We start from the raw sequence: 17,086 nt of genomic DNA on the forward strand, positions 1-17,086 counted from the left end.
GATGGGACTAACGAAATAGTCGTGAAATACACTATTAAATATACTCACTTGGGGCTAGTAAACTGTTACATAGATCATAAAATATAACTTAAATATTTTATGATGACCATTTCAGTATAGGACAAGAATATTTCAATATAAAACAAGTGCATTTAAGTTTGAAAAGAGTAATAGGCTAGCGAATCATCGCGAGCCTTCATTGTAAGGAGCTGACTATTATTGGGCTGTTAGAGTTGCATGGCCATTTCATCTGCAGCACTATCATGTAAATTGTTTTTTAGGTCATCGATAAATTCGATACTCACTTTGCGATCTCGTGGATATTGAATAAGATCTCCTAGCTCAGAACTGGCTAATTCTGCACCAAAAGAGTGTACTTGGATATTGCTCTCGTTCACCCCTAACGTGATAAGCTGATCATGAACTGCTACTGCTCTTTGCTGTGCTAAATTAATGTTCAGTTCTTCTTGTCCGCTTGGATCCGCGTGACCAGATAGAACGATGCTTATTGTTGGGTTTTCTATTAAGTAATCTGCTATTTGTGTTAACCGTGCTTGATTCGTTATATCAATCACGCTTTGATTGACGGCAAAGAGTAGGTCTAACTGTAATGCATCCAATACCAATTGTTGGTTTAACTCGTCTGTTTCTGCTATTTGCTGGATCTGTTGGTCCAAAATTAATACATCTTGTTGCAGCTGATTATTTTGCAATTCACTTGCCAATAGATTCTCTGCTATCTGCTGGTTTTCTGAAATAAGCTGATCAGATTCAATTGATTTGTCCCAGGTATTATTAATCCAATCTCCGGCGGCAACACCGAGTATTAAGCCAATTGGACCACCTGCAATTGTGCCGACGATAATGGTTGATGAAAATACACCTGCTTTTTCCCATGTTGTTAGTGGTTCTTGTTCTGCTGCATTGGCTGAGATGCTCGTGAATGCCATTGACGTAATAAGTAATGTTTTTGCGAAGTTAGATTTTTTCATGGTCAGTTTCCTTTTGATTAAGACTGCTTAACAAGCTATGACTCTATTAAAGCAACCAATAAAGGCTTTTTACTGCCAACAAAATGACAAGTTAGGTATCAATAATGACGAAAAATGACAATGTTCGAAAAGAGCGATACCCAAGTTACTTTAACTATACATGTGCGAGAAGAATTAGATTAACGTCAATATAAAGTACTATTTTGATATCAGTGTGAGATTAAACGCGCATTAACTGTTTTCGATATCGCGTTATTTGTTATTTTAATGAAGTTATATTTAAGGGGTCAGGTCATTATTGGATGGTGCTATGGAGGGTTATACATTGAAAGTTTTTTTCAGCAGCGTTATGGCGATTTTATGTGTTGCTGCATTTCATCAAGTTGATGATTATCCCGACGCTATTCTGCAACAGACACAGCCAAACACAATTGTGCTAGGGCACTGGGAAGACTTCTTTGATAACAACAGTTTTGATAATCAGAATAAACCGGTTAAAGGTGTGCGGATGACCAATATCGATGATTTTATTCAGCGGGTTGATGCGGTAAATAAGGTAGGAGCTAGAGCTATATTACCAACACCCTTTTCTTTTTTTTAATAACAGTATTTTTTAATAAAAGTATTGGTTATTGATTTACCTCGATAGAGGTGCTTGCGCCGTCTTACACTTGCTTACACTTTATTGTTCGAGCTTAAGTTTGCTTACAATACTTTTAGTTTAATTACACTATTATCATGTGAAGTTAGTTTAATCCATATATTTTGGTCATTTATCTCCTCATGAAAAAAAATAATAAAGTACTTCATACTCTGGCTGAGCATTTAACAATAGGAGCAAGGATTGCATTAAGATGCCGGGATGTGGGCTGTAGTCATTATGACATTGCTAAATGCTGTAATGTGACGGAGCGCACAGTTTATAACTGGTGTAAAAGCAAGAGCATACCAGAGTTAAGATATATTCCATCCCTTTGTTTTATCCTTCACTCACAGATCTCTTGGTTGGTTACAGGACGTATGGATAAATACCAATGGGTTGATGAGTTTCCTATTGGTTTTTTTGATTTTCTTGTTTCTATTCGTAATGTCAATTTAGCTATTGAAAACCGTGGCGACGTTCTCCGTAGTGTGTTTGAAATGGCGATGACATTACATTTTAGTATCAATAATAGCGCCCATAAAAAGCACAATTTTAATTGCTTTGTGGATAAAGAGCCAACACATAAAGTACATAAATTTAAGTGTTTTATGAATAGAGTAACGACAAATAGTCCATTTCATCATGTGGAAGAAGTTAAACATGGGGTGCAAGAAAATCTAACTTTTAGTGGTCGCTTTAATATACGAAAATTGGAATTAGGGTTATCAAATAAAGGCATCTCATTATTTTGTGGCGTTTCTGAAAAAACAGTCTACAACTGGGGAAAAGGAAAGTCCTTACCAACAATTATGCAATTTCCTGCATTATGTTCCATTTTAGATGCTGATATGAGTTGGTTGGTCACAGGCTGCTGTGATCTTCCACAGTGGCTAGGTATGACTCCTACGGAATTAAAGGTAATGCTGGATAATTTAAATCGCTTACCGAGCCGAACAGTCAATCAAATATATCTATCTGTATCCGTAATTGTTCATGAGCTTGATACTATTAATTAGTTATATGATATAACTGTTTTGTATAGTCATGGAAATAGTAACGTAAACACTTAGGTGTATGTTTATAATAGATTTATTATATGAAGGAATGTCTCTTCATATAGACTATTCGAATGGAATAGGATTTCAATATAAAATGAAAAATGGCGGAAACAGACGCCCGAAATGGTAATTTAAATTTTACTTATCTAATTTATAAGGTAATGTCTTTACTAGCTTGTCGCTAACCCTAAAGTAGTTAAATTAAAAGTGGAGGTTGTTCGAATAATGTATATATCAAAGAATGAAGTTAATATTGCAAAGAATGAAGTTAATATTGGTTATATTAACATCAACCTCAATAGTGGGTTGATAAAGCACCAAAAACCAAATTTTAAAATTGAACGAGTGGGGAAAAGAGAACTAAATACCTTAAATATTCTACTTCATAATGAGAACGATGTTGTGAGTAAAATGACCTTGATTGATTCAGTCTGGAAAGATCGTGTTGTAACAGAAAGTTCTTTAAATGTTGCAATATTCAACTTAAGGAAACTACTTGATAAATATGATGAAAATAATCACTACAGTTTAGTCAATGTAAGTGGTTATGGCTATGGTTTATACAGTAATACTCTTAGCTAAATATATCTTCAATATACCTTCAATATACCTTCAATATTCAGTTAAAACTAGATTGATAAGTATCATTTCATGGAGGTTATTAATCTGTAACGTACATTACTTAATATTATTAATTAATAATTTAAAATATTATCAATTTTAGATTCAAGGTCTGAAATCTAATTAATTAAGTAAGTTAGTAATTATAGAGTGATTTCTTATGCACTTATGCGTATGTTAATTTGTGAATTGCAGATTTGCTTTACGTTAAATAATGTGGCTATTTATTGTTTTATTATTAAATAATTATAAGTTTGTTAAATGTAGGTTTATTATGATTGTGGATAATAAATAAGGTTATAATTAACTTTATTTAATATTAATGTTGATGTTGTATTTTATGATGGTAATTAATCGTATTGATAGCGCCGACTATATATCTCGAAGAGGTTGTGATGAAAATTTATTTTTGTGATGTAAAGGAAGCATACTGCCTGATATTTCATAATTATATTATTAGAAGTGCTTTTCAAGCGATTGTAGATGTTGATGGGAATATTATTGGGTATGAAGCTTTAGCTCGAATATGTTTAAGAGATAGTGGGCTAGTAATTCGACCTGATGTATTTTTTTCGATTTTGAAAAATAATGATGAATCACAAGATTTATTATTTTTAATTAATCGTTTACATTTATGCAGTTATCGCTCATCTAAATTTTTTAAAAAATATCATAAAATATTTCTCAATTTGACGCCAGATTTTTTTGAACGCTTATCTGACTTCCCTCGAATTATTGTGGATGTAAATAAGATGCTTAAAGAGTTTGATATTCCTTTAACTAATGTCGTCGCTGAAGTGACAGAGAGCAGTGCTGTTTGTGAAGGTAAGTTGGCTCGTGGTGTAAAGTTGATATCGGAATATGGTTACATTCTAGCACTTGATGACTACGGTGATGAAGCGTCTGATTTTGAACGCTATAAGATGTGTCACCCTGAAATCGTAAAAATTAGTCGAGATTTCTTTCTATCTCATAAGGCAAGTGGCTCTTATATAAACTTTAAAGCTCTTATTGATGCATTTAAAGGATATGGCTCAAAAGTGTTAGTTGAGGGGGTTGAATTACAAGATGATCACAAAGTATTGTTATCATTGGGTGTTGATTATTTTCAAGGTTTTTTCTTTCATAAGCCAGAATGTGTTTCTCCTTGTGCTTTAGTAAAGGGAACTGTATTTCTTTGATACATATCGTAAAAGAATGTCATTATTACTTTATTCAAAAGATTAATTCCATTAGTCGTAAATGATGATGAGGACGTTGTACTCATATACTGGTTAATCTGATGAGTACTAATATGTAAAACAATGAGTATGAAGTGCAGATTAGAGTGGTAGTTAAGTAAATTGAGGATAGTGGTTTTGGCTGGGTTTTATAGTCATATAGGTTTTCATCACGTTAGAATTTGCTCTTACCCATATTGGTAAGCGAGGTGTGCTTCAAATTGTTGGCCCTGGATGCTTTCTAAGCTGAAAGGTTTACAATAGAGAAACCCTTGGCAAAGACAATCCAGCTTTGCAATTTGATCGTGCTGGTAATCAGATTCGATTCCTTCAAAGATTAAATTCTTAAATGAATTTTTAGATACAAAGTGATATAAAGCTGAAACGATAGAGTAATTATTCATATGTTTATAAATAAATGTTCTATCAATTTTAACTCTATCCCAAAGTAATATATTTAATGCATCAATAGGTGTTTCTTCAGACATAAAATTATCCAACCATAGCTCATGACCTTGTGATTTTAGTATACGAATAGATCTCTTTGCACTATCGGTTATTGTGTTACTTTTAAAGTTACAGATTTCAAATGCAAATCGAACTTTGCTTAAAGAAACTACTTCTTTAACAAATACACTGTCAGATAATAAACTGAATGGACAATTTATAGATGCTATAATTCGTTCCGAATTTAATTTGTATTCACACATATTTAATTCTTCAATTTGTATTATAATTAACTCTTTTACAAAATCATCTGATATAGTTTTAAAAAATTCTTCTGTGTTGATATTTTGTTTAGAGTTGTGATTGAAACTGGTTGTTACTTCTAGTGCAAATACCTGCTTGTTTTTGGGGTTAATAATTGATTGAGCAAGTAAAGTAAAATCTGCAGAGGAATTGTTATTAATGTTTTTTATGGTAACAGAGCTATGATTCTGTATTGTTATATAAGACATAACCGACTCCTGAAAAATTTTTTATTATAATATTACTTGATACAGATTTTATAAATTGTCTTAAATTATGAACAGTTACATTTAATGAACTGTCGGTCACTATTCGGTTAGACCAGACTACTTTTACGATTAACTCTTTTTCTATTATATTGGCAGGGCTTTTAAGTAAAAAATCGAGTAGTAATAATTCTCTTTTACCAAGTTTTTTATATGTTGATATATCTAACTTATTACCGACGTTACAATACAAACCTGAACGTAGGTTTAGTTCGACATTACCAATCTGCATACACCTTGTAGTCACCGTTTCACAATAGTTCATAATTATCCTTATAGATGCTCAAGACACCCTGTCATGTTATTTAGGACCATTTTATATAAAATAAAATAATAATCATTACTAAATAATTATATTTTTATTAAATAACGATGTTTATTGATAAATAATAGTGCACATGCGTACATATAAATGTTTGAACATTCACATAGTCACATACTTAAATACGTTTGTTCACGTGCTTTTGCATGGTTGTTTACATATTCACGCATGTCTATTTACATGCTTGCATGTTTACACATGGTTGTTTACATGTCCGCCTGTGATTATTTATATATTCACATGATCATATGTGTGTAAATGCTAGTATTTATTGATTTAAAAGATTGCAGTTGTAATGAAAATTAATGTTTTGTTTACTTTTTATTTATTAAGTGGTTTTGTTTAATATATAAATATATAAATATATAAATATATAAATAATTAATTAATTAAGTTGTATAGATAGGATTTAGTAGTGAGAGCTTATTATTGTAAACATAAAGATAGTTATGATCTTTATTGTAAGGAGTCGATTATCCGTAGTGCACTAAGCGTTAACGTGCACACCCTAACGGTATGAAGGTGCCGAAATTACAGTTACTGCATTTTAATTTATATTCTTTTTACTCGCCTTAGTTAACCTTGCTGCTGCATTTATTGCAATGTTTTTGAAACATAGCTTATACCCGCTATAAACTAGAGTTATATTTGATTAATTAAATACCAATTTTAAAAGAATGTAATGATTATTTTATTAAAAAAAAATTAATGTCGTTAGTCGCTAGTTATTTAAAAATTATAATTAAGAATATTAGATTCATATGCAGGAGGGAGTATATGAGTACCAGTGTATAAAACAGTGAGCATGGGAACTGAATTAGTACTTATTCCTGATTACACGCTGAATAACTAAATAACACGAGTTAGGCACTGACATTTTATAGGCTAATCAATGTACATTTGCAGTTAGAAAAATGACAACGTGTCCATTCGGGCATGTTCAACCATTTGACTGTATTCCGTTGTTGTGGCTGGAGCCACTAGAGGATACTTATTTTAGTTTCGCTAAATGGAGTTAGCAACAATGACTAAGAAGACAATTTCTAACAATATCTCTCTACTTTCTGTATCCGTGGTATTAGCACTGACAGCAGGTACCGCTCAAGCGAGTTTAGGTAACTTAGGTACAACGTTTGGCTTATCACCTGTTGATATTGCTTCTGCACAGTCTTTTTCTTTATTTAATTCACAGTCATCAGCGGCATATTACAATCCATCAGCACTCGCTGTGACGGATCAAGGCGAGATGTATGTTGGTTTATTATCAGCCACTCCGGACATTACTGCTGGCGATCAAATATTTGATGAAGCAACGCAGCCGATACTCTCGGGTATGAATGTTAATATAACCAACCTTTTTAATTTTTCTTACCCCATTTATTTTGGTCTGATTGCTGGTATCGAAAATTATGGTACTGAAATGATGGCGTTTAGTTCGGCAACATCAGAGACTGGTCAGTTAGTCAATTATGGTGAGAAGCCATTATTTGTTGCTGCATCGGGTTCAATTCAAATTATGCCTGGCTTAACCATTGGTGGTGGTGCACAAGTATCATTACATGCTGATGCTGATATGAGTCTAGAAAGTGAATTAGACGGTACTGCGTCAGGTAATGAACGTGTCGCGGTTGCAGCTAAGCCTGCTATTACCCCTATTGCAGGAATTACCTTGGATTTAGGACGCATGGCATGTGGCAGTGATAAGAGTTGTGCGGGTAATGGTATTGCGTTTGCTGCCGCTTTTCGTGGTGAAAGTTACGGTCAAGCAAATATTAAAGCGGCCGCAACAATTACCCAAACGGTATCCGATTTACCCATCAACCTACTAACATATGATGCATACCAGCCAGATATTATTTCTGCAGGTGTACGTATTAAAGCGGGAATGGTGAGTTTAGCATTCAGTGCTGAACAACAAAAATGGTCAGATTTGAATGGCTTGATGTTAGGCGACACAGTGAAAGATCAAGCGAGTGTTGGTTTTGAAGACATCATTATTCCACGCGCAGGTATTGAGCTGAACTTCAACGATACAATTAGATTAATGGCGGGTGCAAGTTATGAAAAATCGCCATTAGACACTGGTGAAGCAACGTTGGATGTGAATTATTTGAGTGCCGATAAATTAGTGGTTGGTGCTGGTTTCTCTTATTTCCATAAAGGTACTAGTTTAACGGCTTATCCTTGGCAGATTGATTTTGCGTATCAACTACAGGTACTTGATCCAACAGCCCACACTATCTCACATCATGATAGTGCAAACACTTCTTCAGTTGAGTTAGAAGGCACTGTGTCAACTATTTCACTTTCATTCGCGACTAAGTTTTAGGGGGGCTTTATGAAAACAGTTAACTTTCGTTTAAATTCTTTTTTTAGCTCTTTTGTGAAGGGGAGCCTCGTTGCCTCGGCCGTCATGCTTGCTGGTTGTGGACTTGAACCACAAGATAATGAAAAAGTGAAAGAACCAATTTTAACGGCAGAAGAAAGCCGGGATGAATTAGCAAAACGTCGCGCTAAAAGTTTATTTGATGCACATGAATTCTATTCATACCCATCGAATGGTCAAGGTGATGTCGCGGTTAATACCTCTGTACTGTTATCATTTTCTCATCCATTAGATAGCTTTTCGACACAAGATTTTAGCTTAATAGACAGTAATGGTAATGTGGTTGAAGTGACGTCGGTCGAAGTGACTGAAGGTAGTTTTGCGACAGATCCTGAAAACCCAAAAGCGAATGGTTTGGCATTTAAACCAAAACACGCACTTAAAACGGGTGAACAGTATACCGTTATTTATGAAATAGGCTTGATTAATGAAGCTGAGGGTAATAAAGAATTAACTGCAGAAAGAACGGCGCAACATCCACTGACGTTCACGACTCGATTAGGTAAAGATTCAGCTAATTTTGCATTGGATACTAACGGTTTTTATCCAACGGATGACTTGCCCTTTACGACGTTTACATCATTACGTCTCCGCATGACCAACGAAATTGATATTAAAACCTTGATCACTGGTGACTCATTTAAATTCCAAAAAATCGGATCGACAGAGCAAGTTCCCGGTGATTTAATTGCCAAAGGCCGTTATATCACATTCGATCCAACGGTTGACCTTGATGTTGATGCGACGTATGAATTAATCGTCAGTAGTGATGTTAAAGATAAGGTGGGGAATAGCTTTGCGGGTCTAGGAAAAACATTTACGGTATTAGATTCGGGCGACCATGCATTTAAACCAATGAATGTGACCTTGAATAATGGTTATCAGGAGTCACCTTATTCTGGAGAACTCATTAATGCGGTAACCATTAAATCAGTATTGATTGGTGCTAATGACACCACTTATGTTGATTCTGATCTGATTACTGAACTCGCTAACTTGGGTAATTTTGATAGTTCGGCTCCACTTGTTATCCGCAAAGGTTCTATTTTAAATAGTTCTAACCTGACGGTTAAAGTGGGGGGGGAATTACCAACGGGTTTCGATACCGGTAATATTCGCATGACTAATATTTCTGATGCGACAGGTTATTTAATTAATAATACCAGTTCAGATCATAAATATGCACCGAAGCAATTGCACCTGTTCATGGATGTAGCGATGACCACCGATGGTTATCTTGAAAATGGAAAAATAAATGGTAAAGCTAACGGTGGCTTAAGTCAGAACATTATGCACCTTGAATTAATGGGGACCGTCAGAACGGAAGGCCCAACGATGATCATTGATGCTATCAGTGAAATTGATTTGAAAATCTTAGGTGTTGATAATGCACATGCGCAAGTCTCATTCCATATGGAGTCGTATACTGCTGATGAAACACCTGCACCTGCTGTTGATGTTACTTCACCCGTCTTCCAATCAGCTTACCCAGGCGAAAATATTACTCACTTTAGTGTGGGTGATAATGTCACGGTTACTTACAATGAACCGTTAGAATTAACATCGTTGCAGAGTATTGTGCTTAAGGATGAAAACGATACTGTGATTGATGCTTATATCCGTCAAGATGGCTCATCTATCGTTATTGATCCTGCTGCTAGTTTAGCTTCTGCAACCAACTATACGATCACGGGGAGCATTAAAGACTTAGCGGGTAATTCAGCGTTTTTGCAACAAACCTTTACAACTCCTTATAAAACGCAGGAATTAAGACAAACATCACCTATGGTTGAAGGTACTGTTCCTGGCTACTCTTGTGCATTGGTCGAATCTAACTATGCAAATGACATTGCGGGTCGTTGTGATGGAGGCTCTGATGGTAGTGGGACTGTTGCTAAGGATGATAGGTTTAATATTTTTAGTTTACAGGCTAATAGAGATATCTTTATTGTTTTTAGTCAGCCAATTGACAAAGCAAGCTTAGTACTTGGTAATAACTGTGATACGGGTTCATTTCGTGTTGAAATAGTGAATAGCGCAGGTGTTTGCCTGTCAACTGTTCCGGGGGTGATGAAGTATGATAATAAAATATTAACTTTCTCGCCAACGGAAAACTGGCAAGATCAAGGGTCTAATGTTTATCAATATTCGTTAATTTCACAAGAAGATGCGACGAAAGATCAAGTTGATTGTAATAGTGGCTCGGTTATTTGCAGTGAAGCTGGCTATCCGTTACAAACGACATTATTGAAAGAAAGTAGTGTCGAAGATCAAGGTGGACCTGATATTAAAATACCATTTAGATCTGCCCCTGCGGATAACTTTGTGTTTAATCCACTGATGATGCCGACGACGGATAGTAACCGTGATTACCGCTGGAATGAAGGACGGGAAACGCTAACCAGTAACTTTGCAAAATTAAGAGTGAAAGAGAATAGTTTTGATGGATTAATTAAAGATGCACAAACAGGTTGCGCAATTGGCACTACATGTTCAGAAGATAAATCTAAGACCCTCATTAGTGCATTTATGCCAACGGAAGTGGGTGAATATGATCCGGTTAATAATCGTATACCAGTAAAGGTGCATGCACAGCAGATGATCTCATCAGAAGTCTATGTTCAGGTTGACTTGAAACTGATTGGTGATAGTGATGTACCTACTGGGACCATGATCATGCGCCCGCGTTACCCTGTTGTTGATGGTAAAACAGTTGTACCAACGGGTTATATTATTTGGAATGAGGAAACTCAGCAGCTTAATTTTGCTATCGAGCTTGATGTCTATATGGATTCGCCTAACATGCATGTGACATTAGATCTTCCGCATAACTTACACAGTTATCCAATCACGATGGATCTGCAAGGTCCTATTGAATTTTTAGATGATGGTCGTATGGAAATTATCTTATTAAACAAAAATCACATAGAGATCGATGTCATTATTCTAGATATTGATAATGATGGTGACGGAGCTGCTGAAATGACGCTGGAATTAGTTCCTGGTACGGTATCACTAAGACAGATATCTCTACCAATGAAGTAGTTGTTGATTGAGTTTTTTATACTGAAAAACAGGCCGCACATGTTTATTAATATAAATGTGCGGCCTTTTTACTTTTGCAATTTTACTCTTTCAATTGTTATTGTTTCAATTCAATCCGCTTAGCTAATCGATGCAAATTCCCTACATCGACTGAAAGCTGGCGTGCTGTCGCTGCCCAGTTATTGTTATTTTGTTTAAGCGCGTTATTGATTAACTGTCGTTGAAATTGCTCGGTCGCGTCACGTAAATTATCGACGGGGATGTTGGTGGCAGACATTGTCGGCTGCTCAATCATATCAGTTACTTCAACTAGTGTATGCTCAAGCTTAAAATGTGCAGGTTGAAGCACCACGTATTCATCTTTAGCTTCTGCTCTGGCCAGAATCGCAGCGCGGTTAATACTGTGCTCCAATTCTCTGATATTACCTGGCCATGGATAATTCATCAGTATAGCTTGGCAGGTGGAACTTAAACTCAGGTGGCTTAATTGCAGTTTGCTGCGACAGCGTTCAATGAAAAAACCAGCCAATAATATAATGTCTTCGCCACGTTCGCGCAGCGGTGATACTGTAATGGGAAATACGCTAAGGCGATGATAAAGATCTGCTCTAAAGCGACCAGCCAGTACTTCTTCTTTCAAGTCTTTGTTGGTTGCTGCGATGATGCGCGTATCGACTTTTAAATTACGGTCATCACCAATACGTTGTAAGTCACCATATTGTAATACCCGTAATAGCTTTGCTTGTAAAGTCAGGGTTAACTCACCAATTTCATCAAGAAATAGGGTGCCTTTATCTGCTAATTCAAACTTACCACTGCGGTTACTTATCGCACCGGTAAATGCGCCTTTTACATGTCCAAATAGTTCACTTTCTGCAATAGATTCTGGTAAAGCTGCGCAGTTAAGGTATATCAGAGGTTTGTCGGCTCGAGAAGATTGCTGGTGGATTGCGGTGGCAACTAATTCTTTACCAACCCCTGTTTCCCCTAAGATTAATGCGGTCATATCGGTGCTGGCAACCACGCTTATCTCTTTTTTTAAGGCTTGGATCTGCGCGGATTGACCAATAATTTCAGTGTTACTTTGGGGTTGATGTTTGGCGGGATCTGATTCTGTCATATCGCCTGCCGCTTTTTCCAGTTCATCCATCAATAATGCAATATTAAGTGTTGCAGCTGCAAGCGCACTCACTGTACGTAGTTCATCATTACTGAAGTTATCAAACTGGTGGGGGTCAAAACTATCGAGGGTAAGAGCACCAATTAGGCGTTGATTTGCCATTAAAGGTAATCCGACACAGGCATGTACATGCAAATTACCTTCATGTGAGGTAATCAGGGCGTCATAAGGATCGGGCAGAGAACTGTCTGCGGGAAACCTAACCACATCACCTGCTCTGGCAATGGCTTCTAATCTAGGGTGTTCACTGATATTAAATTGCCTGCCCAATACGTCAGGATTAAGGCCATTAATTGCTAAGGGTTTGAAATGCAGTCCCTTAAACTCTAATAGCGCAGATGCATCACAGTTGAATAGCCTACGCATTGTTGTAAGTAGGCGTTCGAAACGATCCTGACTGGAGATATTGGTTGTTAAATCTAAGGCGATATGGATAAGGTCTTTAGTACTAGTTTGCATAATGTCAGCCATATTAAATACTGTCTTATCGACAGTCTATAGTCATAATGACAATATGTAAAGATAGTCATCATGACAGTGATATCTGGCTGTTTCCTTTAAAATCAACTCGTTAACTTTTGGCATGGTACCTGCAATTTAGAGGCGATATAAATTCGTTAACTCTTTAATTGGAATACAATATGGCTATTCATGTAAAAAATAATATTTCTTGGGTTGGACAGCGTGATTGGGAAGTGCGTGATTTTCACGGTACTGAATTTAAAACAGAAAAAGGCACGAGTTATAATAGTTATCTTATTCAAGAGGAAAAGACGGTACTGATTGATACGGTTGACCACAAATTCTGCTCCGAATTTATTCAACAATTAGAACTGGAAATTGACCTTAACAAAATTGATTACATTGTGATTAATCATGCTGAAGAAGATCATGCAGGTGCATTAGCTGCGTTATTAAATAAAATACCGAACACCCCTATTTATTGTACAGAAAATGCGATTGATTCAATTACCGGTCACCACCACCACCCCGAGTGGAATTTTAACGTGGTTAAGACGGGTGATAGTTTAGATTTAGGTAATGGTAAGCAGTTGGTCTTTATTGAAACCCCCATGTTGCATTGGCCTGACAGTATGATGACGTATATGACCGGTGATGCGGTGTTGTTTAGTAATGATGCATTCGGTCAGCATTATTGTGATGAGCGTTTATTCAATGATGAAGTAGATACGAAAGAGTTAATGGATCAATGTTTACGTTATTATGCCAATATTCTTACTCCATTTAGCCCTCTCGTTACCGCTAAGATTAAAGAAATATTAGGCTTTAATTTACCCGTCGATATGATCGCGACTGCACACGGTGTTGTGTGGCGTGATAATCCTATTCAGATTATTGAACAATATCTGGCGTGGGCAGGTAAATATCAAGAAGATCGCATCACTATTTTTTATGATTCTATGTCGAATAATACTCGTACGATGGCGGATGCTATTGCACAGGGCATTCATGAGGTGGATAGTAATGTTGCGGTGAAAGTATTCAATGTGGCACGTCATGATAAAAATGAAATTCTATCGAATGCCTTTATTTCCAAAGGCATCTTAGTGGGTTCATCAACGATGAATAATGTGATGATGCCTAAAGTTGCCGCCATGCTTGAAGAGATTACTGGTCTGCGTTTTAAAAATAAAAAAGCGGCGGCATTTGGTAGTTATGGTTGGACTGGTGGGGCGATTGATCGTATTGAAAACCGACTGCATGAAGCGGGCTTTGCAGCTTACCCAAGCCTTAAAACAAAATGGAAACCAGATGGTAAAGCGATATTAGCATGCCGTGAATATGGACGCACGCTAGCGAAAGAATGGGCGCTAACAAATCATACGGTTGCAGATGTAGTCGTACCCGCACCCGTAAAAAATCAAGCTGTACTAGAACAATCCTCGCAGACCGTTGCAGTTGAAAAGTCAATACCAGAAAGTGCAGTGGCACAGTTTGATGCTGAGAGTTCGATGTTATGTACGGTATGTCAGTGGGTATACGATCCTGCGCAAGGAGAACCAAATCAAGATATTGCACCGGGTACAGCGTGGTCAGACGTACCTGATTATTTCCTTTGTCCCGAGTGCGGTTTAGGTAAAGATGTGTTTGAAGAGATAAAAACTGAGGATGCAGCATGAGTTCATCCGTCGTTATCATAGGCAGTGGGTTTGCTGCTTATCAATTAGTTAAATCAATTCGTCGGTTAAGCAAGGAACAAGAAATTATTGTGATCACCGCTGGCAGTGGTGATGATTATGTAAAACCGGAACTGAGCCATGTATTTAGCAAAAAACTGACTGCGCAAGATATGGTTAAGCAAAGCGGGATAGATTTTTCGGCTGAATATAATATCACCCTGATGAAAAATACCTATGTTGATGAAATCAATCGCACGGAAAAAACAGTGAGTTGTCACGGCATCGAGATAGCATACGATAACTTAATACTTGCTACGGGGGCACAGTCGTTTGTGCCATTTGTTGATGGGGATGCTGCCAAAGAGATTATTACGCTGAACAGTCTGGATGAATATCAGCAGTCACAGGAACAATTAGCGAATGCTAAATCTGTATTAGTTGTTGGCGCTGGTTTAGTTGGAACTGAAATTGCGATGGATTTGGCTATCGCTCATTATGATGTGATATTAAGCGACCGGTCAGATTCATTACTGCCTAATTTACTACCTGAATTTATATCATCTCAGCTGTATCAAGCAATGAGAAGGCAGGGAGTTAAGCTGCAGCTGGGTAATGAACTCAGCAAGATGACAAAAACGGATACTGGTATCGAGGTTCGTTTTAAGAGCGGATATAGCGCCAAGGTTGATAGTGTGGTGTGTGCTGCTGGTTTGAAACCTAATACTACATTAGCGAGTCTGGTTGGACTCGCGGTCAATCGTGGTATTGTTGTTGATAAGCAATTAAGAACAAACGATCCACATATTTTTGCAATTGGCGATTGCGCTGAGATTGACGGTAAACATTTGGCTTTCTTACAGCCAATAATACTCAGTGCTAATGCGTTAGCAAAAACGCTAACGAATGCCGCGACGAATGTGATTTTTCCAGCGATGTTAGTCAAAGTTAAAACGCCGCTATATCCTATTCAATTAGGTGGGAATACCACTGCGGAGGATGCGCGTTGGCAAGTAGAATTGACTACCTCGGGAATGACAGCAAAGGCTTTTGATCGCGATGAGGTGTTAATGGGTTTTGTGGTGACGCAGGCAAACATGCCTGAAGCGTTTAAGTTATTACGCTTGTTACCTAACGTACCCCAGGTGGCTAAAATAGTGTAAGACGATTCTTAAAAAATTTAAGATTGAAAGCAACAGGCGGTAAGTCATCACCCTGTTGCTTGTTCGATTAAATCAGTGCGGTTTATTAGAAAAGTATTTTATCAAGTCTTGGCTATAATCTTCTATTGATGTGTATCCGTAGTACTTGAGAGCATCGTTACTGTCAATACCGTATCCATAGGTGATTAGTCCAATCCATTCACTACGGTTTTCGATAATTAGTTGATTAATTCTGTTTATTAAAGCATTCATATTATTATCTCCAGTTGAGTCGTTCACTTACTTTCAAGTTTACTCTGTTGGCGACAGCACATGAGTGTTACCCATCCACATAGCAATACTATTCGCTCATTAGTTACGTTATTATTACTTATTAGTACTAATCAGTATTATTGTTCTATAGGACAAGCATATGAAAGAATATATTGAGAAGGTGCCGCAACGTATTGGAGTGTCTTGGCGGTATAAGAAAGTATTGGAAGAGGTAAAAAAATTTGATTGGCACCAACATGAAGAATATGAAATTGCCATACACCGCAATTTTAATGGGCTAAGTCTTATTGGAAACTATTGCAGCGATATCGATCATAATCACATGGTATTATTAGCGCCAAGTATCCCACATGCATTTTGCTCTGATAAACTGCCGATATCGCAGCGTTGTGAAACGCACGTGTTATGGTTTAAAAAAGAATGGATCGAACAGTTAATCTATTGCTGCAGCGAACTAAAACCATTACGTTCTGTTTTAAGCGAAGCGCAAAAAGGCATACAGTTTTCACAGACGACTGCAGAGCAAGTTTTCTTGTTGCTAGATGACGTGTTATTACTCAATCCCGTTGAGCAATTAGCAACTTTAATGCGTGTTTTTTCGCTTTTAATTGATGATGAACAGCAAACGCCATTGTTATTGAGAAAGACCGCTCAAGGTGATTCGGATAATCACGTTGAAAATAAGCTTAGAAAGGCAGAAACGTTTCTTCTTAAAAATTTTCAGCGTCCTATTTATCAAGCGGACTTAGCGCGTCATTTATATGTTAGCGAGAGTACTATTAGACGGTTTTTCTTCAAACATTATAAAGAAAGTTTTTCACAACACTTGATGAAAATTAGGTTAAATGTTGCCTGTGAGCTGCTCGTTAACACTCAATTACCAATAAATATAATCATGGAAAAAGTAGGTTATTTTAATCAAGCCAACTTTAATCGTCAGTTTAAAGCCTATAAGCACGTGACCCCAAATAGCTACCGAAAAGCATTGAAACTGTTAGATGATGGTAAATAAAACTAAAAGGCCGCGAA

General features: G+C 36.8%; 12 protein-coding genes and 1 pseudogene. 9 read left to right on the forward strand and 4 right to left on the reverse strand.

What is annotated here, in order from left to right:
* Nucleotides 1–227 precede the first annotated feature (227 nt).
* Nucleotides 228–992 carry an OmpA family protein gene (locus tag HWV01_RS04425; protein WP_211674247.1) on the reverse strand — a complete coding sequence of 255 codons (765 nt, stop codon included), beginning with the start codon at nt 990–992 and terminating at the stop codon, nt 228–230.
* Between the two features lie 325 nt (nt 993–1,317).
* On the opposite strand from HWV01_RS04425, the gene HWV01_RS04430 reads away from it, so the two are divergent.
* The 4 genes from HWV01_RS04430 (at nt 1,318) to HWV01_RS04445 (ending at nt 4,495) form a co-directional block, all read left to right on the forward strand.
* Nucleotides 1,318–1,593: a hypothetical protein gene (locus HWV01_RS04430; protein WP_249185441.1), complete on the forward strand. Its 276-nt coding sequence runs from the start codon at nt 1,318–1,320 to the stop codon at nt 1,591–1,593.
* A gap of 182 nt (nt 1,594–1,775) precedes the next feature.
* On the forward strand, nt 1,776–2,651 hold the full coding sequence (locus HWV01_RS04435) for an XRE family transcriptional regulator (protein WP_211674248.1): 876 nt from the start codon (nt 1,776–1,778) through the stop codon (nt 2,649–2,651).
* 267 nt (nt 2,652–2,918) lie between these two features.
* Nucleotides 2,919–3,275, forward strand: coding sequence for a winged helix-turn-helix domain-containing protein (locus tag HWV01_RS04440; RefSeq protein ID WP_211674249.1), 357 nt, complete (start codon nt 2,919–2,921; stop codon nt 3,273–3,275).
* 434 nt (nt 3,276–3,709) lie between these two features.
* A complete protein-coding gene (locus tag HWV01_RS04445) occupies nt 3,710–4,495 on the forward strand; it encodes an EAL domain-containing protein (RefSeq protein ID WP_211674250.1) in 786 nt (261 codons plus the stop codon).
* A gap of 227 nt (nt 4,496–4,722) precedes the next feature.
* On the opposite strand, the gene HWV01_RS04450 is transcribed toward HWV01_RS04445, so the two are convergent.
* Both HWV01_RS04450 and HWV01_RS22460 read right to left on the reverse strand, forming a co-directional pair.
* Nucleotides 4,723–5,493: an EAL domain-containing protein gene (locus tag HWV01_RS04450; protein ID WP_211674251.1), complete on the reverse strand. Its 771-nt coding sequence runs from the start codon at nt 5,491–5,493 to the stop codon at nt 4,723–4,725.
* Nucleotides 5,465–5,815: a helix-turn-helix domain-containing protein gene (locus HWV01_RS22460; RefSeq protein ID WP_211674252.1), complete on the reverse strand. Its 351-nt coding sequence runs from the start codon at nt 5,813–5,815 to the stop codon at nt 5,465–5,467. Before HWV01_RS22460 ends, HWV01_RS04450 begins: the two co-directional genes overlap by 29 nt.
* A gap of 1,081 nt (nt 5,816–6,896) precedes the next feature.
* Between HWV01_RS22460 and HWV01_RS04460 the strand changes: the two genes are divergently transcribed.
* Both HWV01_RS04460 and HWV01_RS22465 read left to right on the forward strand, forming a co-directional pair.
* Nucleotides 6,897–8,201: an OmpP1/FadL family transporter gene (locus HWV01_RS04460; RefSeq protein ID WP_249185442.1), complete on the forward strand. Its 1,305-nt coding sequence runs from the start codon at nt 6,897–6,899 to the stop codon at nt 8,199–8,201.
* An 84-nt stretch (nt 8,202–8,285) separates the two neighbouring features.
* Nucleotides 8,286–9,947: pseudogene (locus tag HWV01_RS22465) on the forward strand (Ig-like domain-containing protein); the annotation flags it as partial.
* A 1,453-nt stretch (nt 9,948–11,400) separates the two neighbouring features.
* Here the strand turns inward: HWV01_RS22465 and norR are convergent.
* Nucleotides 11,401–12,942, reverse strand: a complete 1,542-nt coding sequence (gene norR / locus HWV01_RS04470) for a nitric oxide reductase transcriptional regulator NorR (RefSeq protein ID WP_211674255.1) — start codon at nt 12,940–12,942, stop codon at nt 11,401–11,403.
* A 182-nt stretch (nt 12,943–13,124) separates the two neighbouring features.
* Between norR and norV the strand changes: the two genes are divergently transcribed.
* From norV to HWV01_RS04485, 3 genes are all read left to right on the forward strand, one after another.
* Nucleotides 13,125–14,624, forward strand: coding sequence for an anaerobic nitric oxide reductase flavorubredoxin (gene norV, locus HWV01_RS04475; RefSeq protein WP_211674256.1), 1,500 nt, complete (start codon nt 13,125–13,127; stop codon nt 14,622–14,624).
* Nucleotides 14,621–15,784 (forward strand): NADH:flavorubredoxin reductase NorW, encoded by a 1,164-nt coding sequence (gene norW, locus HWV01_RS04480; RefSeq protein ID WP_211674257.1) that lies wholly within the window; start codon nt 14,621–14,623, stop codon nt 15,782–15,784. Before norV ends, norW begins: the two co-directional genes overlap by 4 nt.
* 412 nt (nt 15,785–16,196) lie before the next feature.
* Entirely contained in the window at nt 16,197–17,069 is an 873-nt protein-coding gene (locus HWV01_RS04485) for an AraC family transcriptional regulator (protein ID WP_211674258.1), read from the forward strand.
* Nucleotides 17,070–17,086: the final 17 nt, after the last annotated feature.

Source organism: Moritella sp. 5 (assembly GCF_018219455.1).
GTDB lineage: Bacteria > Pseudomonadota > Gammaproteobacteria > Enterobacterales > Moritellaceae > Moritella.

What these genes read in the sequence shown, in the direction of transcription:
- HWV01_RS04425 (WP_211674247.1), bottom strand. Translation starts at nt 992, where the DNA reads ATGAAAAAATCTAACTTCGCAAAAACATTACTTATTACGTCAATGGCA.
- HWV01_RS04435 (WP_211674248.1), top strand. Translation starts at nt 1,776, where the DNA reads ATGAAAAAAAATAATAAAGTACTTCATACTCTGGCTGAGCATTTAACA.
- HWV01_RS04440 (WP_211674249.1), top strand. Translation starts at nt 2,919, where the DNA reads ATGTATATATCAAAGAATGAAGTTAATATTGCAAAGAATGAAGTTAAT.
- HWV01_RS04445 (WP_211674250.1), top strand. Translation starts at nt 3,710, where the DNA reads ATGAAAATTTATTTTTGTGATGTAAAGGAAGCATACTGCCTGATATTT.
- HWV01_RS04450 (WP_211674251.1), bottom strand. Translation starts at nt 5,493, where the DNA reads ATGTCTTATATAACAATACAGAATCATAGCTCTGTTACCATAAAAAAC.
- HWV01_RS22460 (WP_211674252.1), bottom strand. Translation starts at nt 5,815, where the DNA reads ATGAACTATTGTGAAACGGTGACTACAAGGTGTATGCAGATTGGTAAT.
- HWV01_RS04460 (WP_249185442.1), top strand. Translation starts at nt 6,897, where the DNA reads ATGACTAAGAAGACAATTTCTAACAATATCTCTCTACTTTCTGTATCC.
- norR (WP_211674255.1), bottom strand. Translation starts at nt 12,942, where the DNA reads ATGCAAACTAGTACTAAAGACCTTATCCATATCGCCTTAGATTTAACA.
- norV (WP_211674256.1), top strand. Translation starts at nt 13,125, where the DNA reads ATGGCTATTCATGTAAAAAATAATATTTCTTGGGTTGGACAGCGTGAT.
- norW (WP_211674257.1), top strand. Translation starts at nt 14,621, where the DNA reads ATGAGTTCATCCGTCGTTATCATAGGCAGTGGGTTTGCTGCTTATCAA.
- HWV01_RS04485 (WP_211674258.1), top strand. Translation starts at nt 16,197, where the DNA reads ATGAAAGAATATATTGAGAAGGTGCCGCAACGTATTGGAGTGTCTTGG.